The organism is Nocardia sp. JCM 34519.1, assembly GCF_020361265.1.
Classification (GTDB): domain Bacteria; phylum Actinomycetota; class Actinomycetes; order Mycobacteriales; family Mycobacteriaceae; genus Nocardia; species Nocardia arthritidis_A.
In genome coordinates, this window is sequence record NZ_JAIRBR010000007.1 from 324671 (window position 1) to 350087 (window position 25417).

20 protein-coding genes are annotated in these 25417 nt (G+C 67.6%); 13 read left to right on the forward strand and 7 right to left on the reverse strand.

Annotated elements, in window-relative coordinates:
* The first annotated feature begins 129 nt into the window (after positions 1-129).
* The 12 genes from LGY53_RS20325 to LGY53_RS20380 all read left to right on the forward strand — a co-directional run bounded on the left by LGY53_RS20325 (position 130) and on the right by LGY53_RS20380 (position 13029).
* The gene (locus LGY53_RS20325; RefSeq protein WP_225728266.1) at positions 130-1179 is read left to right on the forward strand and encodes a polyprenyl synthetase family protein; all 1050 of its coding nucleotides are present in this window, start codon (positions 130-132) and stop codon (positions 1177-1179) included.
* Positions 1176-2483: a hypothetical protein gene (locus LGY53_RS20330; protein WP_225728267.1), complete on the forward strand. Its 1308-nt coding sequence runs from the start codon at positions 1176-1178 to the stop codon at positions 2481-2483. Before LGY53_RS20325 ends, LGY53_RS20330 begins: the two co-directional genes overlap by 4 nt.
* Positions 2484-2535: 52 nt before the next feature.
* Positions 2536-3552: a fatty acid desaturase gene (locus tag LGY53_RS20335; RefSeq protein ID WP_225728268.1), complete on the forward strand. Its 1017-nt coding sequence runs from the start codon at positions 2536-2538 to the stop codon at positions 3550-3552.
* The gene (locus LGY53_RS20340) at positions 3543-4379 is read left to right on the forward strand and encodes an isoprenylcysteine carboxylmethyltransferase family protein (RefSeq protein WP_225728269.1); all 837 of its coding nucleotides are present in this window, start codon (positions 3543-3545) and stop codon (positions 4377-4379) included. Before LGY53_RS20335 ends, LGY53_RS20340 begins: the two co-directional genes overlap by 10 nt.
* 192 nt (positions 4380-4571) lie before the next feature.
* Positions 4572-5576, forward strand: coding sequence for a mevalonate kinase (gene mvk, locus LGY53_RS20345; protein ID WP_225728270.1), 1005 nt, complete (start codon positions 4572-4574; stop codon positions 5574-5576).
* A 46-nt stretch (positions 5577-5622) separates the two neighbouring features.
* Positions 5623-6651: a diphosphomevalonate decarboxylase gene (gene mvaD / locus LGY53_RS20350; protein WP_308102933.1), complete on the forward strand. Its 1029-nt coding sequence runs from the start codon at positions 5623-5625 to the stop codon at positions 6649-6651.
* On the forward strand, positions 6648-7730 hold the full coding sequence (locus LGY53_RS20355) for a phosphomevalonate kinase (protein ID WP_225728272.1): 1083 nt from the start codon (positions 6648-6650) through the stop codon (positions 7728-7730). Before mvaD ends, LGY53_RS20355 begins: the two co-directional genes overlap by 4 nt.
* Positions 7720-8793, forward strand: coding sequence for a type 2 isopentenyl-diphosphate Delta-isomerase (gene fni, locus LGY53_RS20360; protein WP_225728273.1), 1074 nt, complete (start codon positions 7720-7722; stop codon positions 8791-8793). Before LGY53_RS20355 ends, fni begins: the two co-directional genes overlap by 11 nt.
* 9 nt (positions 8794-8802) lie before the next feature.
* The gene (locus LGY53_RS20365; protein ID WP_225728274.1) at positions 8803-9870 is read left to right on the forward strand and encodes a hydroxymethylglutaryl-CoA reductase; all 1068 of its coding nucleotides are present in this window, start codon (positions 8803-8805) and stop codon (positions 9868-9870) included.
* Entirely contained in the window at positions 9867-11039 is a 1173-nt protein-coding gene (locus LGY53_RS20370; protein WP_225728275.1) for a hydroxymethylglutaryl-CoA synthase, read from the forward strand. The genes LGY53_RS20365 and LGY53_RS20370 overlap by 4 nt, the downstream gene beginning before the upstream one ends.
* 54 nt (positions 11040-11093) lie before the next feature.
* Positions 11094-12620 (forward strand): NAD(P)/FAD-dependent oxidoreductase, encoded by a 1527-nt coding sequence (locus LGY53_RS20375; RefSeq protein ID WP_225728276.1) that lies wholly within the window; start codon positions 11094-11096, stop codon positions 12618-12620.
* A gap of 154 nt (positions 12621-12774) precedes the next feature.
* Positions 12775-13029 carry a hypothetical protein gene (locus tag LGY53_RS20380; protein ID WP_225728277.1) on the forward strand — a complete coding sequence of 85 codons (255 nt, stop codon included), beginning with the start codon at positions 12775-12777 and terminating at the stop codon, positions 13027-13029.
* Here LGY53_RS20380 and LGY53_RS20385 read toward each other — a convergent pair.
* The 4 genes from LGY53_RS20385 to LGY53_RS20400 all read right to left on the reverse strand — a co-directional run bounded on the left by LGY53_RS20385 (position 13022) and on the right by LGY53_RS20400 (position 16926).
* Entirely contained in the window at positions 13022-14275 is a 1254-nt protein-coding gene (locus tag LGY53_RS20385) for a family 1 glycosylhydrolase (protein ID WP_225728278.1), read from the reverse strand. The two genes, LGY53_RS20380 and LGY53_RS20385, sit on opposite strands and share 8 nt — an antisense overlap.
* Before the next feature lie 29 nt (positions 14276-14304).
* On the reverse strand, positions 14305-15363 hold the full coding sequence (locus LGY53_RS20390; protein WP_225728279.1) for an LLM class flavin-dependent oxidoreductase: 1059 nt from the start codon (positions 15361-15363) through the stop codon (positions 14305-14307).
* A gap of 56 nt (positions 15364-15419) precedes the next feature.
* A complete protein-coding gene (locus LGY53_RS20395; protein WP_225728280.1) occupies positions 15420-15776 on the reverse strand; it encodes a protealysin inhibitor emfourin in 357 nt (118 codons plus the stop codon).
* A gap of 220 nt (positions 15777-15996) precedes the next feature.
* On the reverse strand, positions 15997-16926 hold the full coding sequence (locus LGY53_RS20400; RefSeq protein WP_225728281.1) for a cutinase family protein: 930 nt from the start codon (positions 16924-16926) through the stop codon (positions 15997-15999).
* A 419-nt stretch (positions 16927-17345) separates the two neighbouring features.
* Between LGY53_RS20400 and LGY53_RS20405 the strand changes: the two genes are divergently transcribed.
* The gene (locus LGY53_RS20405; protein WP_225728282.1) at positions 17346-18032 is read left to right on the forward strand and encodes a class I SAM-dependent methyltransferase; all 687 of its coding nucleotides are present in this window, start codon (positions 17346-17348) and stop codon (positions 18030-18032) included.
* 18 nt (positions 18033-18050) lie between these two features.
* On the opposite strand, the gene LGY53_RS20410 is transcribed toward LGY53_RS20405, so the two are convergent.
* Genes LGY53_RS20410 through LGY53_RS20420 form a run of 3 tightly spaced genes read right to left on the reverse strand, consistent with a single transcriptional unit; the run spans position 18051 to position 25174 of the window.
* Entirely contained in the window at positions 18051-19532 is a 1482-nt protein-coding gene (locus LGY53_RS20410; RefSeq protein ID WP_225728283.1) for an AMP-binding protein, read from the reverse strand.
* A gap of 13 nt (positions 19533-19545) precedes the next feature.
* On the reverse strand, positions 19546-21012 hold the full coding sequence (locus tag LGY53_RS20415; RefSeq protein ID WP_225728284.1) for an aminotransferase class III-fold pyridoxal phosphate-dependent enzyme: 1467 nt from the start codon (positions 21010-21012) through the stop codon (positions 19546-19548).
* The gene (locus LGY53_RS20420; protein ID WP_225728285.1) at positions 20981-25174 is read right to left on the reverse strand and encodes a non-ribosomal peptide synthetase; all 4194 of its coding nucleotides are present in this window, start codon (positions 25172-25174) and stop codon (positions 20981-20983) included. Before LGY53_RS20420 ends, LGY53_RS20415 begins: the two co-directional genes overlap by 32 nt.
* Between the last annotated feature and the right edge of the window lie 243 nt (positions 25175-25417).

Consider the following 25417-nt stretch of genomic DNA (forward strand, 5'->3'; position numbering starts at 1 on the left):
AAACCAACGCCCGCCGGGCTCATCGCTGCCCGCCGCGCGTCCGACTCGGCCACCGTGATCACACCAAAGGAGCTCACCGCCATGGACGATTCCACGTTATCGCCAGGACACCGTCAGAACGCTCGCCTGGTGGCAGCACGGTCCGGACGGTCCAGCACCGCGCAAACCGTTGCCGGCGGCCCCATCCGCACCACCGTGTCGAACGGGCAGCTACCCGCCGCCGAGATCTTCCAACCGTCCGCCATCACCGACCGATTGCACGAAATCCTCATCACCGGAGGAGATTTCGACGCCATCTACCGGCACATCCTGGCCGCGCCCGGCAAACGCGTCCGCGCCCGCCTCGTCCTGGACTGTCACCGCCTGCTGCCGTCGGTGGTCGCGGTGCCCCGGTCCGACGCGATCGACCTGGCCTGCGCGATGGAGATGTTCCACGAATCATCCCTGGTACACGACGATATCTGTGATGGCTCACTGCTGCGCCGCGATTCCCCCTCGGTACCAGCCCAATTCGGTGTCCGCACCGCGGCGCGGGCCGGATTCCACATGGCGGGCACCGCATTACAGGTCGTCGCGCGGGTGCTCGCGGACAACCCGGTGGTGTGTGCGCGCCTCGGCGAGGCGCCCGGTGTCACCTATCTGGACCGGATCTCGGATCTCTCGGCCGGGCAGCTCGTCGAGACGATGGCGCCCGAGGTCGACGATGTCACCCTGCGCCGCCACTACGAACTCGTCGCGGCCGCGAAGACCGGCACGCTGTTCCGGCTGGCCTGCTCGTACGGCGGCACGGCGGGCGGCGTCGACCACGACCGGCTGCGCACGCTGATGGAATATGCCGAACAGTTCGCCCTCGCCTTCCAGATCATGGACGATGTGCGCGATGTCGAGGGCGATCCGGCGCTCGGCAAGGAGGCCTGCGGCGATCTGGACCGCCGGGTGCCGACCTGGCCGGTGATCGAATGGCTCGCCATCAGACCCGACGCCCGCGAAATGTGGCTCTCCGCAGCGACTTCCAGTGCCGAGCTGCAGGCCGACCTGGTGCGCAGCGGGGCGATGGGCGCGGCGCGGGATGCGGCGGTTCGCGCCGTCGAGACGGCCTGCCGGGCTCTGGACGTATTCCCGCCGACCCCGGCGCGCGACGATCTGTGCGACCTGGCGCGGCAGGTGATCACCCGATGAACCGGCTCCGCATACTCGTCAGCGGCCTGCGCGACCTGCGCCGCGCACCCGACCTCGCCGCGCTGCGGGCCGCCGGATCGCCCGAGGAGCTGGCCCGGCTCGCGCTGATCCCGGCGGCCAGGAATATGGGCATCGCGATCGGATTCCTGCCGCCGGATCTGCGCGCGGAGGCCACCGCGGCCCTGCTGTCCTGCCGTGTGCTCGACGCGTACGAGGACCTCATCGATCGCCCGCTGGCCAGCAGCGCCGTCCGCGCCGCCGCCGAATACCTCAGCGGCGCAACGGAAACCCCGCCACCGCCGCCGGATGGGGTCGCGGTGCGCGACAGCGAGGCCGTGGACCTGGTGCTGGCCGAGCGCGTCGACGACGTCCGCGCGCTCGTTTCGGCGCTGCCCGCCGCGGCACGGGACCGGGTCGGCGCGATGCTGCTCGATATCGGGCGGGTGATGGCGCGCAACCTCGACGCGCCGCTGTCCCGGGTGGTCTACAGCGAGGGCGTGCTCGGGCGGGTGACGCATTACGCGTGTTCGCTGGTCGCCGAGGGCGCCTTCACCGAGGCCGATCTCAGCGAGCTGACCGCATGCGTCGGCGTCATCGCCCAATCGGCGAACGATCTGCGCGACGGTGAGTTGGAGATATACGGCGTCGCCGACCGCGCGGAACTCACCAGGACGGTGATGCTGCAACTGCTCGCGCCCGCGCTGGGCGGCTTCGCCCTGCTGGCCCGGTTGGGCAGGCGCACGCCGAGCCGCGGCGCGCGGGCGGCGATGGCGTACATGACCATTACGACATCGGCGTTCCTGTGCACCGCGGTCGGGGCTCCGGTGCCGTACCGGCGGCCGGTCGCCGCGGCCGCGCTGGCCGCGTGGTCGCCCGCCTACTGGACCAGGATGTTGCATCGGGTCCGGCTCTGCGCCGACGGCGCGATCCACCGGGTGCTCGACACCGCGCCCGAACTCGGCGCGGGACCGGAACAGGCGGGGGTGTTCGGTGCGGTCGATCCCGGCGCGCTGGCGCCCGCGGTGATGCCGCTGATCGTGGACACCACGTTCGCGCTCGTGCGCGGGCTGCCGGAGGCGCCGCTGACCGGCAAACTGCCCGACGCCGATATCCGCACCATGATGATCGCCGATCACCTCGCCTTCGGCGCCCTGGAGCGGCTGCCACCGCGCGGGGCCCAGGAGATGCTGGCGCTCGCCGAGCGGTTCCAACTCGCCGCACTCGAGCCGATGACCACGGAAGATCGTGCAGGACAACGACTTCCGGCTCCTTCGAAGAACCCCGCAGAAAGGACGGTGCCCTAGTGACCGATGCGTCACCCCGAATTCTTGTCACCATCACATTAGGAGATCGCCCATGACCACCGCGCCGATCCGTCCCGGCGACAAGACGCCCGCCGCGTCGTCGGAAGCAATCCCGTTCAGCCGCAGGGTGTTCAAGCTGGAGCATCCGGCGAATATCGGCCCGCTGCTGCATATCGTCGGCTGGCTCGCGCTGCTGGCCTTCGGTCTGTTCGTGCCCGCCGCCACCGAGTGGTACCTGGCGGTGCCGCTGATCATCCTGCTGACGCTGGCGAATTTCTCGCTCACCATCGGCGTGCTGCACATGCATACGCACCGGCCGCTGTTCGTATCGCGGCGGGCGAACCGGGTCGTCGACCTCATGTGCTGTCTGCCCGCCACGTTGACGGCGGCGGAGATGCGCGAGGTGCACGTGCTCAACCATCACCGCTTCAACGACGGACCCGGCGACGTCACCTCCACCGAGGGACGCGATTCCGGGCTGCGCGCCGTCTGGTACTGGTTCCGGTACGGCACGGTCGTCAAGAGCCACACCGTTCGGATGATCTTCGCCGCGAACCCGTCGGACAACCGGCGTAAACGCCGCTACCAGTTCATCATCGACCTCACGCTGACGCTCGCGGTGGCGGTCGGCATCTGCTACGTGGCGGGCTGGGAGCGGTTCCTGCTCTTCTGGTTCGTCCCGTTCCTCATCACCCAGGTGAACTCCGGCTACTTCGCCTGGCTGACCCACGCCCCGGCCAGGGGCTATGCGGACGACCCGAGCAAATCGCTGAATACGGCGGGCAACATCCTCAACTTCTTCATCTTCAACCAGGGCTACCACAGCGTGCACCACCGCTACCCGGGCGTGCACTGGAGCCAGATCCCCGAGAAGCTCGACTTCATGCGGCAGGTCGACGCGGGCGTCGTCGTGCCCTACTGGATGACGATCAACTCGGCCTGGCGCGTCGCGTTGCCGGGCGGCTTCCTCGACGCGTCCTACGGCGAGCGCTGGAAGGCCAAGTTGGAAAAGCGCATCGAGGAGGGTACCGTCCGCGCCCGGTACCTGCCGTGGTTCGCATGGATCTGACCACCGCACAACATCAGGCCCGGGACGTGCTGACGGACCGCCGCCGGCTCGTCCCGTTCCTGCTCGCCTTCGCCGTATACGGCTTCGCCGGGATAACCGTTCCGCTGTTCCTGCTGTTCGCCGGGGGCTGGTGGCTGCCGAAGACGATCGACAAGGGGCCGCATCTGTCGACCGGTCCGGCGGTCGTCATCGATGTACTGCTGCTCGCGCTGTTCGGTATGCAGCATTCGGTCATGGCGCGGCCGTCGGTGAAGGCGTTCATCACCCGCTGGCTGCCCGATGCCCTGGAACGCACCGGCTACATCGTCATGACCTGTCTGGCCGTGTGGCTGCTGTGCCTCGGCTGGCAGCCGCTGCCGCACCGGATCTGGGCGGCCGACGGTGTGGTCGGGACGGTGCTGGACGTCGGATTCTGGCTGGGTTTCGCGCTGGTCTACGCGGCGACCCTGCTGCTGGATCACTTTCACCTGCTCGGGATCCGTCAGGCCTACCGCCAGTACGTGACCCGGGTGCCCGACGCCACCGCCGACCGGCTGCAGGTGCACGGACCGTACCGGCTGGTGCGGCATCCGCTGATGACGGGCCTGCTGCTCAGCTTCTGGTGCGCGAGCGTGTTCACGGCCGGGCACCTGCTGTGGGCGCTCGGGCTGACCGGCTACATCCTGCTCGGCACCTTCCTGGAGGAGCGCGATCTCGTCGCGCGCTTCGGCGCGGCCTACCGCGCCTATGCCGCGAGGGTGCCCGCCTTCTTCCCGTCGCCCATCGGCGCTTCGGCACGAATCCGGTTGCGGGAGAACGTTTTACGACGCTCGGCCGAGCGGCCGTGACGCATCGCCGCCGACGGCGCCTGCGGTGAGTTCGGCCACGTCCGATTGATGAAGTACGCGCGCTCGCAACAGAATCCAAGTGGGTTGTCCATCGCGGCGTGCCAGCGCGCCGTGCGGGTGAACCCGATCCGCCGTCGCATCGCAGCGCGGGACGCGACGCCGGAACCTGCCCGAGTATGGAGGTGAATCGACGTGAACAGTAACGGTGTTCGCGAGAGCGGACATCCGGTCGCCGGTGTCGGCGCCGGTGGCGCGCACGGCAAGGCGATCCTGCTCGGCGAACACACCGTTGTGCACGGCACGCCCGCCATCGCGTTTCCGCTGCCGACCCTGGCGGTGCGCGCGGCGGCCCGGGTGAGCGATCCGGGAGAGGTGCCTACCGTCGATATCGGAACATCCCCCGCGGGCTGGTGCTTCCGTTTCGTCGCCGGTAATGCGCCCGCCGCGGCCCAGACGCTGTCCGGGCCGCAGGTCGCGGTGGGAGAAGCGTTGCGGCGGTGGGGAATCGGCGACGAGACCGTCGAGGTCACCGTCGATTGCGCGATACCGCCCGCCCGCGGTCTCGGATCGAGCGCGGCGTGCGCCGGGGCGGCGGTGCGCGCGGTCGCCGATCTGCACGGCCGGACCCTCGACGCCGCATCGCTGTACGAATTGGTGCAGTGCGGTGAACAATTCGCGCACGGCAAGGCCAGCGGCGTCGATGCCAGCACCGTACTCGCGAACGCGCCCATCTGGTTCCACGCGGGCGCGACTCGCGCGCTGGAGATCGGCCTCGACGCCGAACTGGTGCTCGCCGACACCGGAACGTCGGGCGCCACCCAGCGCGCCGTCGCCGCCGTGCGTCGCAGGCTGGACGGCGACCGGCTCGCCGCGCAGCGGTTGCTGGAGCGTGCGGCGGACCTGACCTGGGCCGCGGCGGCGGATCTGGCGGCGGGGCGCGCGGCGTCGCTCGGTAAGGCGCTGCGCGAATTCCAATGCATACTCGGCGAACTCGGCGTCAGCACGCCCGAAATCGACACCCTGGTCGCCGCGGCGCACGCCGCCGGATCGCTCGGCGCGAAACTCACCGGCGGCGGACTCGGCGGCTGCGTCATCGCGCTCGCCGAAACCGGTGACGCGGCACGGGTGAGCGAGGCGCTGCGCCGGGCGGGCGCGGTACGCACCTGGCTCGTCCCGACCCGGGCGGTGCGGCCATGACAATTTCCCGATCTCACGCGAAACCGGATACCCGCCAATGACATTCATGCCAGCAGCAGACGCGGCCGCACCCCGGATCCGCGACGAGGGCACTGCCGTCGCACATCCGAATATCGCCCTGGTGAAGTACTGGGGCAAGCGCGACGAATCGATGTTTCTTCCAGTCACCGGAAGCCTTTCGATGACCCTGGACATCTACCCGACCACCACCACGGTGCGATTGACCGCGGGCCCGGCCGATGTCGTTGTGCTCAACGGCAATACCGCGACCGGTACGGCACACAGCCGCGTCGAGCGATTCCTCGACATGATTCGCGGCAAGGCCGGACGCGACGAACGCGCCGAGGTCATCTCCACCAACACCGGGCCCACCGGCGCCGGCCTCGCCTCCTCGGCGAGCGGTTTCGCCGCGCTGGCCACCGCGGCGGCCGCCGCATACGGACTGAACGTCAACGCCCGCGAACTGTCCCGGCTGGCCCGTCGCGGTTCCGGATCGGCATGCCGGTCCATCTTCGGCGGATTCGTGGTGTGGCATGCCGGGGAAGGCGACGGCGAGGCGGGCGACCGGAGCTCGTACGCGGAACCGATCGATGGCGACGCGCTGGATCCCGCCCTGGTGGTCGCCGTCGTCGACAATGCGGCCAAGGCGGTGTCCAGCCGCGATGCCATGCGGCTGACCTGCGCGACCTCGCCCTTCTATCGGCCGTGGGCCGAGGCGTCGGCGGTGGATCTCGACGAGATGCGCATGGCGATCGCGCGCCGCGAGCTGGCCGCGGTCGGGGAGATCGCCGAGCGCAACGCGCTCGGCATGCACGCGAGCATGCTCATGGCCCGGCCGTCGATCCGGTATCTCTCGCCGCAGTCGGTCGCGATCCTGGACCGCGTGCTGGCGCTGCGGGCCGACGGTGTCGCCGCGTACGCGACGATCGATGCGGGGCCGAATGTCACTGTGCTGTGCGCGCGTTCGGATACTCAGCGGGTGGACGCCGCGCTGCGCGAGGTCGGCGATTTCGTCGACACCAGGGTCGCGCATCTCGGGCCGGGTGCGGCCCTGGTCCCCGGCGGCGACCGATGATCACCTGTCGCGCCCCCGGAAAGCTCTTCATCGCAGGTGAATACGCGGTGGTCGAGCCGGGGCACAGCGCGGTCCTCGTCGCGGTCGACCGCTATGCGACCGCGACCATTGCCGAAACCACCGGCGAGACCACACTGCATACCGAATTGGACGGCGGCGCGTCGCTTTCCTGCGGCCGCGACGGCGGCCGCATCGTCCCGCTCACCGCCGACGCCACCGTGCCCGCGGCGTTCGAATACGTCTTCGCGGCGGCGGCGGTGGTCGACCAGTTGCTCATCGAGCGCGAAATCGATCGGCGCCCTTATGAATTGAGCATCAGCACCGACCTCGCCGACAAAGACGGCACGAAATTGGGTCTCGGATCCAGCGCCGCGGTCACCGCCGCGACCGTTGCGGCATTGGATGCGTTCCACCGGCTCGATCTCGGCTCGATGGACCGGTACCGGTTGGCGATGCTGGCCACCATCTCGGTGAATCCGCGCGCCTCCGGCGGTGATGTCGCGGCGAGCACCTGGGGCGGCTGGCTCGCCTACAGTTCACCCGACCGCGGCCTGGTCGCCGAGCTGGCCGCGCGAAAAGGGATCGAGGCCACGCTCGGCGAACCGTGGCCCGGATTATCGGTGCGATCGCTGCCTACGCCGAAAAGCCTTGCCCTGCGGGTCGGCTGGACCGGAACGCCCGCGTCCACGCCGAAGCTGGTCGCCGGGTTCCGCGAAAGCCGGGACCATACCGTCTTTCTCGCGGACAGCGAGCACTGCGTGCGGCGGCTCGTCACCGCGATCGAAGCCGACGACCTGGTCGGCATCAGCGCCGAAATACGCCGCGCCAGAACGCTTCTGATCGATCTCGATAACTCGGCCCAGCTCGGCATCATGACACCGCGACTGCGGGCGCTGTGCGAGGCGGGTGAGGCGGTGGGCGCCGCGGCCAAACCATCCGGCGCGGGCGGCGGCGACTGCGGTATCGCGCTGATCGACCACAGCGCCGGCGCCGAACTCACCGACCGCTGGGTCGCCGCGGGCATCCGGCCGCTGCCGCTGCGGACGCACCCATTCGAAGGGGTTGTCCATGAACCGTAAAGACGAGCACGTCCGTCACGCCGTGCGGCAGCAGCGAACCGGCAACGGCCGCAACGACTTCGACTCCATCACCTTCATCCACCACGCCCTCGCCGGAATCGACGCGCGAGATGTTTCGCTGGCCGTCGACGTCGCCGGAAAGCGTTGGGACACACCGCTGTACGTCAACGGTATGACCGGAGGCAGCCCCGACACCGGAGAGATCAACCGCCAGCTGGCCATCGCCGCGCGGGAGACCGGCATCCCGATCGCATCCGGATCGATGAGCGCCTACTTCCGCGACCCCTCGGTCGCCGAGACCTTTCGGGTGCTGCGGCAGGAGAATCCGCACGGTTTCGTCATGGCGAACGTCAATGCCACGGCGACGCCGGATCAGGTGCGCCGGGCGATCGATCTGCTGGAGGCCGATGCCCTGCAGATCCACCTCAACGCGGTCCAGGAGACCGTAATGCCCGAGGGCGACCGGAATTTCGGGTCGTGGCCGCGCCGGATCGAGGAGATCACCGCCGCGGTGCCGATCCCGGTGATCGTCAAGGAGGTCGGGTTCGGGCTCAGCAGGCCCACCGTCACCTGGTTGCGCGACGCCGGGGTCGCCGTCGCCGATGTCGGCGGGCGCGGCGGCACCAATTTCGCGCGCATCGAAAACGACCGGCGCAGCGCGGGCGATTTCTCCTTCATCGAGGATTGGGGTCAGTCGACGCCCAACTGCCTGCTCGACTGCGCGGGTATCGGCGGCATCGATATCTTCGCCTCCGGCGGCATCCGCTCGCCCCTCGACATCGCCCGCGCTCTCGCGTTGGGCGCCAACGCAACCGGGGTCGCGGGCCGATTCCTGGACACGGTCGTCGGCCAGGGCGCCGAAGCCTTGGTCGAGATGATTCGCACCTGGCTGACGCAGTTGCGGCAGATCCTGACCGTGCTCGGCGCGCCGACGCCGGCGGATCTGGCGGGCAGCGATCTGTTGATCACCGGCGAGGTGGAGACCTTCTGCCGGGTGCGGGGCATAGATTCCGCCGCTTATGCCCATCGCAGCCTGTGGTGGAACGAAAAGGATAGGGGTTAGGGCGCATCCATGAAAGACACTGACGACATCTCCAGTGCGGCTGTTCCGCTGCGGTGGGTCGGTCCGGTCCGGATCACCGGCAATGTGGTCGACGACTCCGTCGACATCCCGCTGGCCACCTACGAATCACCGCTGTGGCCCTCGGTCGGTCGCGGCGCGCGGATCTCGACGCTGACCGAACGCGGTGTGGTCGCCACCCTCGTCGACGACCGGATGACCCGCTCGATCCTGCTGGAGGCCGACGACGCGTACACCGCGCACACCGCCGTCGAAACGCTGAAAAGTCAATTCCCCCAACTGCAAGAGGTGGCGGCGGGCAGCAGCCGCTTCGCCCGCCTCATCGATCTGCATCATCAGATCACCGGGAATCTGCTGTTCCTGCGCTTCGAATTCACCACCGGCGACGCCTCCGGCCACAATATGGTCACCCTCGCCTGCGACCACCTGATGAACCACATCCTGGCGACGCGGCCGGGCCTGCGCTACGTCTCGATCTCCGGAAACTATTGCACGGACAAGAAGGCGACGGCCGTCAACGGGATTCTCGGGCGCGGCAAGAACGTCGTCACCGAATTGCTGATACCGCGCGACGTCGTGGAAAGGAGACTGCACACCACCGCTCGACAGGTGGTCGAGCTGAACATCCGCAAGAACCTCATCGGCACGCTGCTGGCGGGCGGAATCCGTTCCGCCAACGCGCATTACGCCAACATGCTGCTGGCGTTCTACCTGGCCACCGGGCAGGACGCAGCGAATATCGTCGAAGGATCCCAGGGCATAACGCATGCCGAGGACCGCTCGGGGGACCTGTATTTCTCGTGCACGCTGCCGAACCTCATCGTCGGAACCATCGGCAACGGCAAGGATTTGGGTTTCGTCGACGAGAACCTGACCCGCCTCGGCTGCCGCCAGGATCGGGATCCGGGCGATAACGCCCGACGGCTCGCCGTGATCGCCGCCGCCGCCGTGCTGTGCGGCGAACTGTCGCTGATGGCGGCGCAGACCAACAGCGGCGAACTGATGCGCGCCCACACCCAGTTCGAACGGCCCACCGCAAGCAACGGAGTACAGCCATGACAACGATTCCGATCGGCATCCACGACCTCTCCTTCGCCACAACGCATTACGCGCTAGACCACGCCGTGCTCGCCGAACGGCTCGGCGTCGATCCGGATAAGTTCTATCTCGGCATCGGCCAGGACAAGATGAGCGTCGCCGCCGCCGACGAGGACATCGTCACCATCGCCGCGGCCGCCGCCCAGCCGATACTCGAACGCAGCGGCGTCGACAACATCCGCACCGTGCTGCTGGCCACCGAAAGTGGTGTCGACCAATCCAAAGCCGCTGGCCTGTACCTGCATCCGCTGATCGGTCTGCCCAATACCGCCCGCGTCGTCGAGCTCAAGCAGGCCTGCTACGGCGGCACCGCCGGACTGCAATTCGCCGCCGGCCTCATCGCCCGCGACCCGTCGCAGCGGGTGCTGGTGATCGCCGCCGATATCGCGAAATACGAACTCGACAGCCCCGGTGAACCGACGCAGGGCGCCGCCGCGGTCGCCATGCTGGTCAGCGCGGATCCGGCGATTCTGCGCCTGGAACCGCACTCCGGTCTGTACAGCGCCGACATCATGGATTTCTGGCGTCCGAACTACCGGACCGCCGCGATGGTCGACGGCAAGACCTCGGTGAACGCCTACCAGAAGGCCACCCAGGAGGCGTGGACCGATTACCGGCGGCGCGGCGGTCGGGATCTCACCGAATTCGCCGCGTTCTGCTACCACCAGCCCTTCACCAAAATGGCGTACAAGGCGCACCGGCATCTGCTCGAAAGTCAGGGCCACACCGCCGATCCGGCCGAAATCGACGCGGTGATCCGCCACACCACCAGCTACAACCGCACCGTCGGCAACAGCTACACGGCATCGCTGTACCTCGGGCTCGCGTCGCTGCTCGACAATGCCGACGATCTCACCGGGAAACCGCTCGCGTTCATCAGCTACGGATCCGGTAGCGTCGCCGAATTCTTCAGCGGCACAGTGGAACCCGGATACCGCGAACATCTGCGCACCGAGGCCAACCGTCAGGCCATCGAAACCCGCGCGCCGCTCGACTACGACCACTACCGCGAATTGCACGAGGCCCAATCGCCCTCGGACGGTATGTATCACGCCACCCCCGAGGAGACCGGCCGCCCATTCCGGCTCGCCGCGATCTCCGGGCACAAACGCATTTACGAATCGCGATGACCGATTCACGAGTCCGGCAACGAATCCATCCACAATCCCGGTGAGGGGGCCCAGATGAGTGGCCAAGTTATCAAAGAGGGGCACGGGACCACCGCGCGCCACGCGCATGTCGTCATCGTCGGTTGCGGATTCGCCGGACTCGGTACGGCAATTCGGTTGATCGAGCGCGGATTCACCGACCTGCTGATCCTCGAGCGCGGCGACGATGTCGGCGGAACGTGGCGCGACAACACCTATCCCGGCGCCACCTGCGATGTGCCCTCGCATCTGTATTCGTATTCGTTCGCGCTGAATCCGGAATGGACGCGGTCGTTTTCACCGCAGCCGGAGATCCAGCAGTACCTGCGGGATATCGCCGACCGGTATCAGGTGCGCGAGAAGGTCGTCTTCGGCTGCGAAATGCTCGACGCGCAGTGGAACGAGGCGGATGCCAGGTGGGAGATCCAGACCAGCCAGGGCCCGTTCACGGCCGATATCGCGGTATCCGCGGTCGGGGCGCTCTGTGAGCCGAAACTACCGGATATCAAGGGAATTCACACATTCGAGGGGAAGATATTCCATTCCGCCCGCTGGGATCACGAAGCGGAGCTGACGGGTAAGCGGGTCGCCGTCGTCGGCACGGGCGCGTCGGCGATTCAGATCGTGCCCGCCGTCGCGCCCGACGCCGCACAGCTCGACGTATATCAGCGCAGCGCGCCGTGGGTGTTGCCGCGGTTGGATCGCGGATACTTCGCGCTGGAGCGCTTCGCCTTCAAACACGTACCCGGCCTGCAACGGCTGCTGCGCGCGGCCATCTATGCGAACCGTGAACTGTTCGTCTTCGGCCAGACCAAATATCCGAGGCTGGCCGTGTTCTACGAATTCATGGCGCGGGTGAAGATGTGGCTGGAGATCCGCGATCCGGCGCTGCGCCGGAAGGTGACGCCGGACTACCGCCTCGGCTGTAAGCGCATGCTGATCTCGAACAATTACTATCCGGCCCTCGGTCGCGACAATGTCGAGGTGGTCACCGGCGGTATCAAGGAGATCCGGGAGAATTCGATCGTCGCCGAGGACGGCACCGAGCGCCCGGCCGATGCCATCGTGCTGGCCACCGGATTCCGGGTCACCAACTCGCCGACCTGGGATCTGTTCCGCGGCCGGGATGGCCGCACGCTGGCCGAGATATACGCCGCCGAGGGCGCGCACGCCTACAAGGGCACGGCCGTCGCCAATTTCCCGAACGCCTTCGTGATACTCGGCCCGAATACCGGATTGAGCTACACCTCATCGATCTACACCATCGAATCCCAGATCAACTACATCGTCGACGCGGTCGCGACGATCGCCGAACGCGGTCTGCGGACAGTCGAGGTGCGAAAGGATTTGGAAACCGAATACACCCGGCAGGTGCAGCAAATGATGGACGGCAGCATCTGGCTCGCCGGCGGCTGCACCAGCTGGTTCCTGGACGAAAACGGCAAGAACACCACGCTGTGGCCGGACTTCAGCTTCCGGTTCCGGCGGCTGGTGCGAAAGTTCGACGCGGAGGCGTACGAGACGACGACCCGCGCGGACGAGGTGATCGCCCGAACGGCCTGAGCGAGTTCATCGGTCGCTCGGCAGCGCCGCCGGGCGGCCTCTCGGCCCTGGGAACAGGGCCACAGCGACTGCGCCCGCATCCTTGATAAAACCATGACTCGGCGGTCGATTTGCCGTCGACAACGGTGAATTATCTTGTGAGAGGGAGTAATTCATGAAGAGTCTGAAGGCGCTGGTATTGGTTGGCGCGGCGGCGGGCGGTTTACTGCTGGTCGGCTCGGGCGTCGCCGCGGCCGATGAACACGCCGCGGCGGTTCCTGGCGATGATCATGGCATGGTGGTACCTGCCGATAATCACGTCAGCTTCCTGCCGGGTGACAAGGTGGACGTTCAGCAGATCGACGATCACATCGGCTTCCTGCCGGATGGCAACGTGGACATCCAGCAGATCGACGATCACGTCAGCTAGTGCCGAGCGACCTGTAATCCGCGCGCGGCGGCACAGTGACCGGGTCGTCGCAGCTGCTCGGTGGGTCGACATACGAACAGGCGAGCGGCGGGCGGGTCGGCAGGTAGTCGCGGGGGACGCCGCCGGCGTGCACGATGGTGCGGTAGGCGTCGGCGGCGTCGGTCGGGGTGCGGGTGAGCGCGGGATCGGTCCGGACGTTCACCGTGTAGAGGCCGAAACGCGGTGTGTAGGAACCCCATTCGTAGTTGTCGGTGAGGCTCCAGTAGTTGTAGCCCATCAGGTTCATCCCGTCCATGCGGGCGCGCTGCAGCCAGTAGACGATATCGCGCAGATAATCGGCGCGGTCGTAGCCGTCGGGGCGGGGCTGCCCGTTCTGGGTCGGCATGCCGTTCTCGACGACATAGAGCGGTTTGCTCGGAAATTGGCGGGCGTAGTGGCGCAGCGCGTAGTAGACGCCCTCGGGTTGTAAAGGCAGCTCCCATATTTGGCGGTCGCCCGGCGGCGGCGCGTTGGGATCGTCCGCGCCGTAGTAATAGTCGACGCCGATGTAGTCGAGCCGGTCCTTGATGCGGTCGACCATCGGCTGGTTCACCTGGGTCTCGCTGCCCGCGACATAGCCGATGTTGCTGGTGACCAACGCATCCGGTTGCACATGGTGGATGTAGTCGTATATCCCGTTGTGCACCGCGGCGATTCGCTCCTCGATGACCGGCCCGGTGACGCCGGTCTGCTGCTCCTCGTGCACGATATAGGCGACGGGTTCGTTCACGGTGACCCACAGCGGTTTTCGCGCCGCGTACCGGTCGACGACCGTGCAGGCGTTGGCCAGCCAGTCGTCCACCATGTGCGCGTCGTTCCAGCCACCCCGGTCGGCCCGCCAGCCCGGATACACCCAGTGATCCAGCGTCACCATCGGCCGCATGCCCGCGGCGGCGATCGCGTCGAGCAGCGAATCGTAGAAGCGGAATCCGCTCTCGTCCCACTGTCCCGGCTGCGGCTGTACCCGGGCCCATTCGATGCTGATCCGGAATACGTTGAGCCCCATCGCGCGCGCGAGCGCCAGATCGGAGCCGTACCGGTCGTAGAAATCGATCGAGTCGCCGTATGCCTCGTAACCCGACCGGGCGATGTAGCGCACCCAGTTGCTGTCCGGGGCGTGCCCTTCGGATTGGAACCCCGAAGTGGCTACGCCCCAGAGGAATTCGGGGCCGAACGGGTCCACCGATGCGGGCGGTTGAGTTGCCATACCCCACGGGTACCCGTTTTCGGCGTAGTTCAGCCCGCGCCGAGGCGCTTGCGGACCTCGGGCAGCACCTCCTCGCCCATCCGCTTGATATTGGCCAGCACGCTGTCCTGATCCCCGGCGACCTCCACCTGGCACAGCACCCGGCGGCAGCCCGAGCCACGGATCTGTTCGACCAGCCGCTCGACGCAGACCCGCGGCTCACCGACCGGATGGGCGGCCAGCGCGGCCGCGGCCAACCGGTCGGCGACCTCATCCACCGGGGCGTGGCGATCGATCCGCTGCGGCGCCTCGATGAGCGGCTGGTACTGCTGGTTGGCGAGGACGAATTCGCGTGCGGCCCGGCGCATCACCCGCGCCGCCTCGTCCGGGTCGTCGGCCACGTGTGCGAAAAGTGCTGTCCCATGGGGATATTCGGTGTCGTGGTGGCCCGCCGCGCGGGCGATCCGCGCGTGCTCGGCGACCATCGCGGCCTTGGTTTCGGCGTCCTTGTCGAAGAACAGCAGCATCGGCAGCCCGCGGGTCGCGGCCAATTCCACCGATGTCGGTGCGTTCGCGGCCAGATAGATCGGGGTCGACCGGCCCGGCGCCGGCCCGGGTTCGGGGCGCACCTCGCGGAAGCGGTAGAGATCGGAGTCGGCGGACACCCGGCCGGCCATCGCGGCCGTCACCAGATCGAGCGCCTCGGGCAGCCCGCGCCGCCAGTATTCGACCCCGCGCCCGATGACCTCGTAGTCGACGACCGGCTGCGCCCGGCCGATGCCGAGATCGAACCGGCCGTCGGACAGGTGATCGAGCAGCATGGCCTGCTCGGCGACGTGCACGGGCGAATGCAGCGGCAGCACGGTGACGGCCGTGCCGACCCGCACCGTACTGGTCCGGCCGAGCAGATATCCGGCGAAGGTCAGCGCGGACGGATTGACCCCGAACGGCACGAAATGATGTTCGGTGACCCAGATATCGTCGAATCCGGCCGCCTCGGCTGCCTGTGCGGTGGCAACGCCGCGCGCCAGCACCTCCGCGGCCGACTGCCCCTCGTACCGGCTGGTGAATACGAACGCGCCGATCCGGACCTCGTCAACTATGTTCATGACGAGTATCGTCGCGCCGCAACGCATTCCGGCGCTTGGAAAAATGGTACCCGGACCTATTTGCCGTTGTGGTGCACGCCGATCTGCCGGATCAGGGTGCGAACATCGGTGAGCAGCTGCGGCGACTGGCTGCAATCGTCGGTGCTGACTTCCTTTGTGGTGGAGTCGGAGTAGGTCACGGTGACGCGGTAGAAGAACTGGTCACGACATTTGTTCGGGACCGAGTAGGTCTGCTTCAGCGTGCGGAACTGTTGGCCCGCAACCATATCGAAGAGTTGGTCGCGGCGCTGATCGGCGACCCCGCTGTCGACGGTGTAGACCTCGTCGACGCCGGCGAGTCCGCCGGTCTGGTTCAGCTCGACCCGCACGACGGCGGGAGGCGTTGCATCGCTTGGTTTCTCCGATGTCTGCATACTCGAGACCGTTCCACAGCCTATCGATCCGACGAGGAAGGCGGCCACTCCGGCCGGGACCGCCGCGCTGAATGCTCGACCGGGGTGGAACCGAGGTTTCCACATGCTCCGACTCTACCCACCCTGCGGTCGATCGGACATCTGGGGATTTCGCGGATACGAACCGCGGCCGCCGTACGTGTGCACCGGCGGCCGCGATCGTGAAAATTGTTGGCCTGGCTCAGCGCACCAGGCCGTCGAGCCAGTTGTGCAGCCAGCCGGTCGCGGTGGTGCCGCTGCTGTCGACCACATAGTTCGGGTACGACTGGTGCGCGCCGGAGGCGAGGAAATCCTGGATCTGCTTCTTCCACTGTTCGCTCGCCGGATTGTCGGCGGGCGCGGAGAGAATGGCCTGGCCGCCGGGGACCAGCGCGTCGTTGAGGATCGACTGCAGGGTCTGCGCGTAGTTGCCGATCTGCAGCGGGTCGGGCGCGGAGAGCTGGGCGGCGAATCCGGCGAAACGGCCGGCCAGGTCGTCGTTGGGCACCGAACAGTACAGGTCGCCCTGGGCGCAGAAGGTCCGCACCTTCGGGGTGAGCCAGCCGAAGCCGCCGATACGCGCACCGCCGGCGCCCGCGCCGCGCACCGGCGGGCCGATCAGATCGTCGGCGGGGGAGCGGCGCGGATCGGCGAGCAGGCCGACGGCGATCACCCGGTCCGGCGATACGACACCGTGTCCGGTGCCGATCTCGGCGGCGAGGTCACCGGCCGCATCGGCGCCCTGGCTGTAACCGAGCAGTGCGAAACGCGTTGTGTCGCAACGGGCCGCCACATCGGCGAGCAGGGCGCGCGCATTGTTGAGCGCCTCGCGCTTGGACTGCCCGTACACCTCGCCCTCCCACGGGAGCGCGGTGGCCGCGTAGCTGACGTAGTCGGTGTGCACGGTACCCGGCAGACCGCGGGTGACCAGGGAGAGCATGCCCTGGCGCGGATCCTCGCGGGAGGTTTCCCAGGTGCCGGGGACGGCGATGATGTTCACGTCCGGGCAACCGGCGGGTGCGGCGACGGCGCGCGGCGCGTCGGCGGTGGACAGCACACCTGCCGCAACCGCGACCGCCGCAGCGGCCACCGAACATGCCGACTTGAACGTGCGGGCGGTTCGAGTTACCAAGTCCGACACTCCTTTTCACCAGTTTGCGGTTGGCTCCAACCCTACCTGTTGGCGATGTCACGGCACCGGTTTGTTCCCGGTGGTGGCGAGCGGCGAACCAACGGCAACTGGCGCGGTGCGGACACCAAAATATCAAGAAACCGGCCAGTCGGCTGTGTATACGCGCCAAGTCGCCTTGGGGCATCGAGGTAGGGCCGCGCGAGTAGATCGGTCGTCCGATATGGACGCGCATTCGGTCGTCGGCGTGATGATTCGATTCGAAAATTTCTATCTGAAATTTGCTAGAAATGCACTCGATCGATAAACATTGCTGAATCTTCGCTCGCCGCCGCCTTTGCGGTGGGCGATAAGTTGATACATCGGATGCGATAGATATACTTTATTGCTCGCTCCGGCGCGGCGCGACTACGATGCGGTATATGGATTTCGACACACCGGGCAAAATGTATTGGAACAATTCCTACGTATTATCGAGTCAGCCGAATCTGTGGGGCGATCCGCCGGTGCCGTTCGTGGAAAGCGCGATTGACATATTCGCTGCGGATTCCGCGCGCACCGTGCTCGATCTGCCCTGCGGCGACGGGCGCAATATCCTGCCGCTGGCCAGCAAGTTCGAGATGGTCGTCGGGGCCGATTCCGCCGGTAACGCGCTGGATATCACGGCTCGCCGCGCGAAGGCCGCGGAGTTCGACAACATTCTGTTATTGCGGTCCGACATCTACGACACCGGCTTCGAGGATGCCATGTTCGACGGCATCTTCTGCTGTGATGTGCTGGGGCATCTGCAGGAACCGGAAAAGGCGGTGCGCGAACTGCTCAGAATCTGTCGCCCGGGCCGCCGGGTGATGGCGAACATCTTCGCGCTGGAGGATTCCACCCGAGGCGACAGAATGCGTCCCGTCGGCGATGAGGAATACATCTTCGACGATCGATTCTACTTCCATTTCTACAGTGAGGCGGCGGCGCGGGAGCTGTGCGCGAAATTCGCCGACGACGCGGAACTCGATTCGATCGAGCGCGTCAGCTGGATGGAACCACCGCACGAGGGTTATCGGGAATACGAGCACGAACATACGAGTTGGCTGTTCGTGCTGCGTCGGCGCTGACGGGCGGTGAATGGTCGATCAACGAGCGTCGGACGGTCCCGGGGAGCTGAACGGGAGGCAGGCCAGCGCACCGCGATCGACCTTGCCGTTCTCGCTGAGCGGTAGCCGCGTCAGATAGTGAAAGTCGTTGGGCACCATATAAGTTGGTAGCCGGCGGAGCAGCGCCGCCGATAGTTCGTCATTGGGGACGGGTCGTCCGGTGTAGAACGCCTGGAGCAGGCCGGCGCCACCCACGTGGACGACCACCACGGCGGCGTCCAGCACGGTGGGATGCTCGCGCAGCACCGCCTCGATCTCGCCCGGTTCGATCCGATAGCCGCGCAGCTTTATCTGACTGTCGACGCGGCCCAAGTAGACCAGGTTGCCGTCGGGCTGCACTCGCACGCGATCCCCGGTGCGATACCAGTGCTCCGGGGTCAGCGGGCCCGCACCGGTGTACACAACGGCGGGGCCGGGCGGCCGGTAGGACATGAACCGGCCGATATCGTCCGCCGGATCGAGATATCCGGCTATTCGCTGAGTGCCGCGGATACACAGCTCACCCTCGGTGGCCTCCCGGCCGTCCTCGTCGAGCACGACGTAGGACAGTCCGGGATAGACGGTGCCGATGGGCACCGTGCCGTTGCCGGTGGCTGGCAGTTCCGCACCCGGCGCGACGTGGAAGCCGGTGCAGGTGATGGTGAGTTCGGTCGGCCCGTAGACGTTGCCGAGTACGGTGTTCGGCGCCGCCGCCCGCCAGGCCTCGGCCTGCCGAACCGTCAACGGCTCCCCGCCGAACAGGCTGTACTGCAACTCCGGCAGCGAATCGGCGGGCAGCCTACGCAGCTGTGCGGCAAGCGATATCGCCGACGGCACCGACAACCAGTGCGTAAGCTGTTGGCGCCGTGCGTAACCCGCCGGATCGAGCAGATCGTCCCGGCCCGCGACGACCAGCGTGGCCCCGGAACCCCAGCTGACGAACAGGTCGTAAACCGAAGGGTCGAAGGTGAGTTCGTAGGTGTGCGACATCCGGCAGTCCGGCCCCACCTCGTAGCGGTCGATGATGTAGTCGAGATAGGCGCAGATGTTGTCGTGGCCCACCGGAACGCCTTTCGGCGTGCCGGTCGAGCCCGATGTGTAGAGGATGTAGGCGATGTCGTGCCGGTCGTGCGCCGGCGGCGCCGTCTCGATCCGTTCGTCGGATTCGGCGCCCGCGAATATCTCCGCGCCGGACGCGGCGATGATGGTGCGGACGCGGTCCGGCGGATATGCGGGAACCACCGGAACGACGGCCGCGCCCAGCCGCAGCGCGGCGAGGTAGCCGATATAGCCGCGCGGGGTGCGATCGGCGAGCACCACCACCCGCCGCGGCGCGCGGCCGAGGGTTTCACGCAGGTCAGTGGCGCGCCGCCGCACCTCGTGCGCGAGTTCCCGGTAGGTGAACTCCGTCCCCGCGATATCGAGCGCGATGTGGTCGGGATAGCGGCGGACGGACGAATCGAACCAGTCGAACAGGGACATCTGCATCGTGGTATCACCGTCCGGAGTGCGTATCCGTGGGGAGGTCGTGGGTTTTCCGCACCGTGGCGAAGACCCGGTCGAATCGGTCGAGCGCGTCGGCGACCACGCGATCACTGTGCGTCGCGCTGACGAACAGGCGGCCGGTGGCCGACAGCAGCAAACCTTCCGCGGCGCACCCCTGGATCAGCCGAATCGTCGCCGTGCGCCGGGCCGCCAACTGTTCGGCGAAATCGGGCCGGTCCACCGACAGGTGGTAGAGACCGGCGGTGTGCAGGTGCACGATCGAGCCGAAATTGTATGTCACATAAGGCAACTCGTAGTTCGCGAGCAGTCGCCGCAGGCCGGTGCGCAGCAGGTCGCCCGCATTCGCCGCGCGGGCGGGCGCATCGGTGCGCGCCATCTCCAGCAGACCGAAATAGCCTGCCGCGCAACTGAGCGGATTGGCCGAGAGGGTGCCGATGACGAGCGCGGACGACCCGGTCCCCGATCCGATCGCCGCCATCACCTCGGCGCGGCCGCCGAGCGCGCCCGCCGCCGGATAGCTGGCCGCGACGCACTTACCCAGGAGTACCAGGTCCGGATTCAGCCCGAGCTGGCCGTGCACGCCGCCGAGCCCGAGCCGGAAGCCGGTGACGACCTCGTCCACCACGAACAGCGCGCCGAACTCGCGACACAGTTCCCGAACCCCGCCGAGGTAGTCGGGGTCGAGCGGGAGGGTGCCGCTCTGCGGGCCGAGCGGCTCGACGAAAACTGCTGCGGTGCCGCCACTTTCGGCATTGGCCGCGAGCAGCGAACGCAGCGCGTCCAGATCGCCGGGAGCCACCTCGTGGGTGAGCGCTTGCACCTGAGCCGGAATCCCGCCAGCCGAACGACGTTGCGTCCCAGGGGCATTGAGTCCGTACACCAGCTGATCGGACCAGCCGTGGTATGCGCCACCGAATTTCACCACGTGCGCGGCGCCGGTATACGCCCGCGCGACGCGAACGGCCGCCATGGCCGCCTCGGTGCCGCTGGTCGTCATCCGGAATCGCTGCACGGCGGGCATGTATTCACGGACCAGCCGGGCGAGCGCGATCTCGTACCGGTGCAGCAGTCCGAGCGACGGCCCGCATTCGTCGAGGACCGATTTCACCTTCTCCCTTACCGTTTCGTCGCCGGCGCCGAGCAGCGACGCGCCCGCGGCCTGGATGAAATCGATGTAGCGGTTGCCGTCCGCATCCCATACGTGCGGCCCGGCCGCCCGATCGATGCGCAGTGGGAACGGGACGTTCACCGGCAGCGAATGGTGGGTCCCGCCCGCTATCACGTCGGCGGCCGCCGCGGCGGCGGCCCGCGAGGCCGGGCAGCGTTGCTCGAACCAGCGTTCATATGCCGCGACGGCCTCGGGTCGCGGCTGCGCGGGCGGTATCCGCACCAGCCGCGCCAGCCCGGCGCGCACCTCGTCGAGATCAGGCCGGATCAGCGCGATACGCGAGTTCATGTTCGACCTCCTCATCGCAACGTTCGGTGGCCAGTCGGCGCAGCCATACCGCGAGCACGCCGGGGTCGACACCGGGCACGGCCACCGGGACGAAGTCGGATGCCTGCGGGCGCCCGTCGCGCATGCGCCGCTCCAGACCGCGCAGTGCCGCCGCCGCGAATTCGTGCTCGACTCGATCGCCGCCCGTCATCGCGCGCTCCCAGGCCTCGTGCGGCAGGATTCGCAGGGAAAAGCCCAGTTCCTTTGCGATACGCAGGCATTCGGGCAGCGAGAAGCGGTCGGCGCTGGTGTACTGGAAGCGGCCGGAGGTGGCCGTTCGCGAGGTGGCGACGAAGGCGCGGGCGGCCCGGTCCACCGGTAACCAGACCTCACTGGCATCGATCTCGGGCGCGATGCCGACCTCCAGCATCGCGGCGATCGCGCGGTGCACGAGATCGCGCCGGTTGTAGTGCCCCGATGTGGAGTGGCCGCTGAGCCGGGGCAGCCGGGCGATCACGGCGGACAACCCGAATCGCTGTCCGTCCGTAAGGTATTGCTCCGCTTCGCGTTTGCTTTCGGCGTAACCCGACGTCGCCGCGGACACCGAGGTGGTCGAGGCGAAGTGCAGTGTCTTCGGTGGGCCGGTGCGGGCCAGCCGGGCCAGTTCGATCGTGGCCCCGACATTGGCCCGCCACAGCCGCTCCAGCGGCAGCATGCCGTTGACGTTGGCGCCGACGTGCACGATAGAATCGATCGTCTCGCCGAGCTCGCGCCAAACATCCTGGGCCAGGCCGAGATTCGGCTGTTCCAGATCGCCCGCCAGTACCAGGACCCGCTCGCTCGGACAGTCCAGCCCGTACTGTCGCAAGGTGTCGTACAGCCGGTCGCGTGCCTGCTCCGCGCTAGCCGCCCGGACCAGACAATGCACCTGTGCGCCGGTCTGCGCCAGCAGTTCGGACAGGACGAACGCGCCGAAGAAGCCCGTGCCGCCGGTCAGCAGGATATGGCGAGCGTGCTCCATGGGTTGCGCCGATGGCATTGCGGCAGTGACCTTTTCGGCATTTCGTGCGGGCTCGGCCGGATGGTCGCGGGCAACCGCGCTGTCGGTGAGACCGCGGGCGAGCGCGGCCGGATTCGGCAGGCTGAGCATCAGCCGCAGCGATATCTCCGTGCCGAGCAGGACCCGCAGTTTGCGCGTGAGGAAGACCGCGACCACCGAATCCCCGCCGAGCGCAAAGAAATCGCCGTCCGGCGGTACCTCCGCGACGCCGAGGACGGTGGCGAAGGCGTGCCGTATCACATCGACGAGCGCGGCGTTCTCGGGCAGGTCCGCGGTCTCGGCGGGACGCCAGTAGGTGGCCAACCGGCGACGGTCCAGCTTGCCGTGCGCCGTCAGCGGCATCGCGTCGACGGTCACAATGGCGGCGGGCACCAGATATTCGGGCAGCCGGGTGGCCAGTGTCGACCGCAACCGCGTCACATCGGCGCCCGGCACCGGCCGGACATAGCCGATGAGCCTGGTGGAACCCGCGGGCGTCGACTGGGCCAGCACCGCGGCGTCCGCGACCGCGGGCAGCAGTCGCAGCGCGTGCTCCACCTCGCCGAGTTCGACGCGGTGACCGCGGACCTTCACCTGATCGTCGACCCGGCCCGCAAAGACGAGGTTCCCGTCGTGGCGGCGGCGCACCAGATCACCCGTGCGGTACATGCGCGTTCCGGCGGGACCGAACGGATCGGCGAGGAAGCGGGCCGCGGTCGTTCCGGGACGCCGCCGGTAACCTCGGGCCAATCCGGTTCCGGCGACGAACAATTCGCCGATCACCCCGGGCGGGACCGGGCGCAAGCGTTCATCGAGTACGTATACCCGGGCGTCGGCGAGGGGACGGCCGATCGGCACCGGGCCGTCGGGCAGCGGTGCACCCGCGGGCAGCCGGAAATTCAGGCAGCCGACGGTGCATTCGGTGGGGCCGAAATGGTTGACGATATCGACGCCCGGATGCCCATCGCGCCACCGGCGCAGCGACTCCGCGTCCAGTGACTCGCCGCCGAACATCACTTCCCTTGTGGGAGCGCAGGATTCGGGAAGGAGCTGAAGCAGTGGCAGATGGCTCGGGGTGAGCTTCACGAAATCGACTGTCGTCGGCCGTAGTACGGACAGCTCGTCCTCGTCCAACGCCGACAGATACAGGCAGCCGCCGCAGACCAGCGTCCCGTACAGCGCGGTGATGCTGAAGTCGAACGACAGCGTGGAATGCAACACCGTATTGCCGCGCAGGCCGGGGTAGGCCGATCGGCACCAGCGCACATAGTTCGCCAGCGAACGGTGTTCTACCACAACGCCTTTGGGTCGGCCGGTGGAGCCCGAGGTGTACAGCAAGTACGCCGCGTTGCGCGGATCTATCGGGCCGAGGGCCGTGCCGTCTGACGGCTCGTCGGTGCTGTCGACGATGAGGTGGGCGGCGTCATGAGGCAGGCTCGGGGCGGTCCGCCGGTCGGTGACGACGCATATCGGCTGCGCGTCGTCGAGCATGAACCGGATCCGGTCCGGCGGATACGACGGATCGATGGGCAGATACGCCGCACCCGATTCGAGCACCGCCAGCATCGCGGTGATCATCTCCGCGGACCGGGGCAGCACGATCGCGACGACCCGCTCCGGCGCCGCTCCGGCGCGAATCAGGCGACCGGCCAGGTTGCTCGCGCGTAGTTCGAGGTCGCGGTAGGACAGCGTGCCGGTGTCGGACACGATGGCGGGTGCGTCGGGGGTTCGCCGGGCTTGCTCCTCGAACATATCGATAACGGTGTCGGAGGCAGAAGGTGTGCCCGGTGCTGCGGGCAGCAGCGACCGGATTTGTCCTGTCGACAGGATCTGCAACTCGCTGAGGTGCGACGATGGGTTCGCGACCGCGGCCTCCAGCAGCCGCACCAGATAGCCGCCGATGAGGGCGATGGTCGTGTCGTCGAAAAGGTCACGGGCGTAGTTGATCTCGATCCGCATGCCGTCCGGCACACCGTCCGCGGTCCGCGACTCTGTCACATAGAACGTCAGGGCGAACCGGCTGTGGCGCACCGGGATCGCCATGCGTTCGACGTCGACGCCCGGCAACTCCAGGCCGGGTTCGCCGAGCGTCCGGAATGCCAGCATCACCTGGAAAAGCGGATCGGATCTGGATAGATCGGGGCCGAGCGCGGCGACGACCCGGTCGAACGGCGCGCCGCTGTGCGCGAGCGCCGCGACGGTGACCTCGCGGGCGCGGGCGCACAGTTGGCGCAGATCGGGATCGCCGGAGGTGTCCAGGCGCAGCACGACGGTGTTGGTGAGGAATCCGATGATGTGCGCGAAGGCCTTTCGGGTGCGCTCGGTGACCGCGGTGCCGACCGGTATGTCGGTTCCGCAGCCCAGTTTGGTCAGCAGCGCGCCAATCATTGCCACGAAGTGCATGAACATCGTGGCGCCGGTGCTTCGGGTGAGTTCGGTGAGCGAGGCGTGCAGCGCGCGGGAGACGTCGAATCCCATGAGTCCGCCGCGATGCGAAGGACTTTCGGGTCGGGGCCGGTCGGCGGGCAGCGGTAGATCGTGCGGCGCGCCCGCGAGCGTGCGGCGCCAGAAATCGAGGTCGCGGGCGATCCTGCTTTCCGGATCGGCGGGGCTGCCAAGGGTTTTGTCTTGCCAGTCCACGTAATCCCGGTACTGGGGCGCGGGTTCGGGCCAGTGCGGTTCCGCGCCGCGCTGCCTGGCCGCGTAGGCCGTCGAGATCTCCCGGAGCAGTAGGTGCGCGGACCACTCGTCGACGGCGATGTGGTGCGGCACCAGCACCAGGACGTGGCTGCCGGGTCGGTCGGTGAGCAGGTGCGCCCGGAACGGAATGTCGCGGCGCAGATCGAATCTCGTTGTCACCGCAGTATCCAGCGCGTCCGCCAGCTCCGCCGGGGCGACGGTCCGCATTCGCAGCGGATGCTCGGGCGGCGGCAGGATCTCTTGGCGCAGTTCGCCTTCCACGTCGCGGAAGACGGTGCGCAGTGCCTCGTGCCGCCGGATCACGTCGGCGATGGCGGATGCGAGCGCCGCGCGGTCCAGCGGCCCGGTGAGCCGGAACGCGACCGGCACGTGGTAGAGCGAATCGGCGCCGTGCAGTTCGTGGAGAAACCACATCCGCCGCTGCGCGGACGATAGGGGAGGCATGGTCGGGCACCCCCTCGCTGTGCGATAGAAACCCCTCGCCGGACCTGACCGAACGCCAGCTTAGAACCTGGTCGGTTCGGCCGTCCAGGATCAGGTCGGCCGATGATCGGCTCATCCCATCCAGCAAACGATCGGACAATAATTCGGCGTCGGAGAAACCTTGTGCGCGAGCGTTCCGGAAATGCGGTCCATGGGGGTTGAATTTCCGACTCCGGTGCCCGACGTTGACATCCCATAACCGCT

Excerpts from the sequence above, each read along its gene's own strand:
- LGY53_RS20410 (WP_225728283.1), bottom strand. The coding sequence starts at position 19,532 with ATGTCCCTGTTCGACTGGTTCGATTCGTCCGTCCGCCGCTATCCCGAC.
- LGY53_RS20380 (WP_225728277.1), top strand. The coding sequence starts at position 12,775 with ATGAAGAGTCTGAAGGCGCTGGTATTGGTTGGCGCGGCGGCGGGCGGT.
- fni (WP_225728273.1), top strand. The coding sequence starts at position 7,720 with ATGAACCGTAAAGACGAGCACGTCCGTCACGCCGTGCGGCAGCAGCGA.
- LGY53_RS20365 (WP_225728274.1), top strand. The coding sequence starts at position 8,803 with ATGAAAGACACTGACGACATCTCCAGTGCGGCTGTTCCGCTGCGGTGG.
- LGY53_RS20385 (WP_225728278.1), bottom strand. The coding sequence starts at position 14,275 with ATGGCAACTCAACCGCCCGCATCGGTGGACCCGTTCGGCCCCGAATTC.
- LGY53_RS20340 (WP_225728269.1), top strand. The coding sequence starts at position 3,543 with ATGGATCTGACCACCGCACAACATCAGGCCCGGGACGTGCTGACGGAC.
- LGY53_RS20415 (WP_225728284.1), bottom strand. The coding sequence starts at position 21,012 with ATGAACTCGCGTATCGCGCTGATCCGGCCTGATCTCGACGAGGTGCGC.
- LGY53_RS20370 (WP_225728275.1), top strand. The coding sequence starts at position 9,867 with ATGACAACGATTCCGATCGGCATCCACGACCTCTCCTTCGCCACAACG.
- LGY53_RS20395 (WP_225728280.1), bottom strand. The coding sequence starts at position 15,776 with ATGCAGACATCGGAGAAACCAAGCGATGCAACGCCTCCCGCCGTCGTG.
- LGY53_RS20375 (WP_225728276.1), top strand. The coding sequence starts at position 11,094 with ATGAGTGGCCAAGTTATCAAAGAGGGGCACGGGACCACCGCGCGCCAC.
- LGY53_RS20355 (WP_225728272.1), top strand. The coding sequence starts at position 6,648 with ATGATCACCTGTCGCGCCCCCGGAAAGCTCTTCATCGCAGGTGAATAC.
- LGY53_RS20330 (WP_225728267.1), top strand. The coding sequence starts at position 1,176 with ATGAACCGGCTCCGCATACTCGTCAGCGGCCTGCGCGACCTGCGCCGC.
- LGY53_RS20420 (WP_225728285.1), bottom strand. The coding sequence starts at position 25,174 with ATGCCTCCCCTATCGTCCGCGCAGCGGCGGATGTGGTTTCTCCACGAA.
- LGY53_RS20390 (WP_225728279.1), bottom strand. The coding sequence starts at position 15,363 with ATGAACATAGTTGACGAGGTCCGGATCGGCGCGTTCGTATTCACCAGC.
- mvaD (WP_308102933.1), top strand. The coding sequence starts at position 5,623 with ATGCCAGCAGCAGACGCGGCCGCACCCCGGATCCGCGACGAGGGCACT.
- LGY53_RS20335 (WP_225728268.1), top strand. The coding sequence starts at position 2,536 with ATGACCACCGCGCCGATCCGTCCCGGCGACAAGACGCCCGCCGCGTCG.
- LGY53_RS20405 (WP_225728282.1), top strand. The coding sequence starts at position 17,346 with ATGGATTTCGACACACCGGGCAAAATGTATTGGAACAATTCCTACGTA.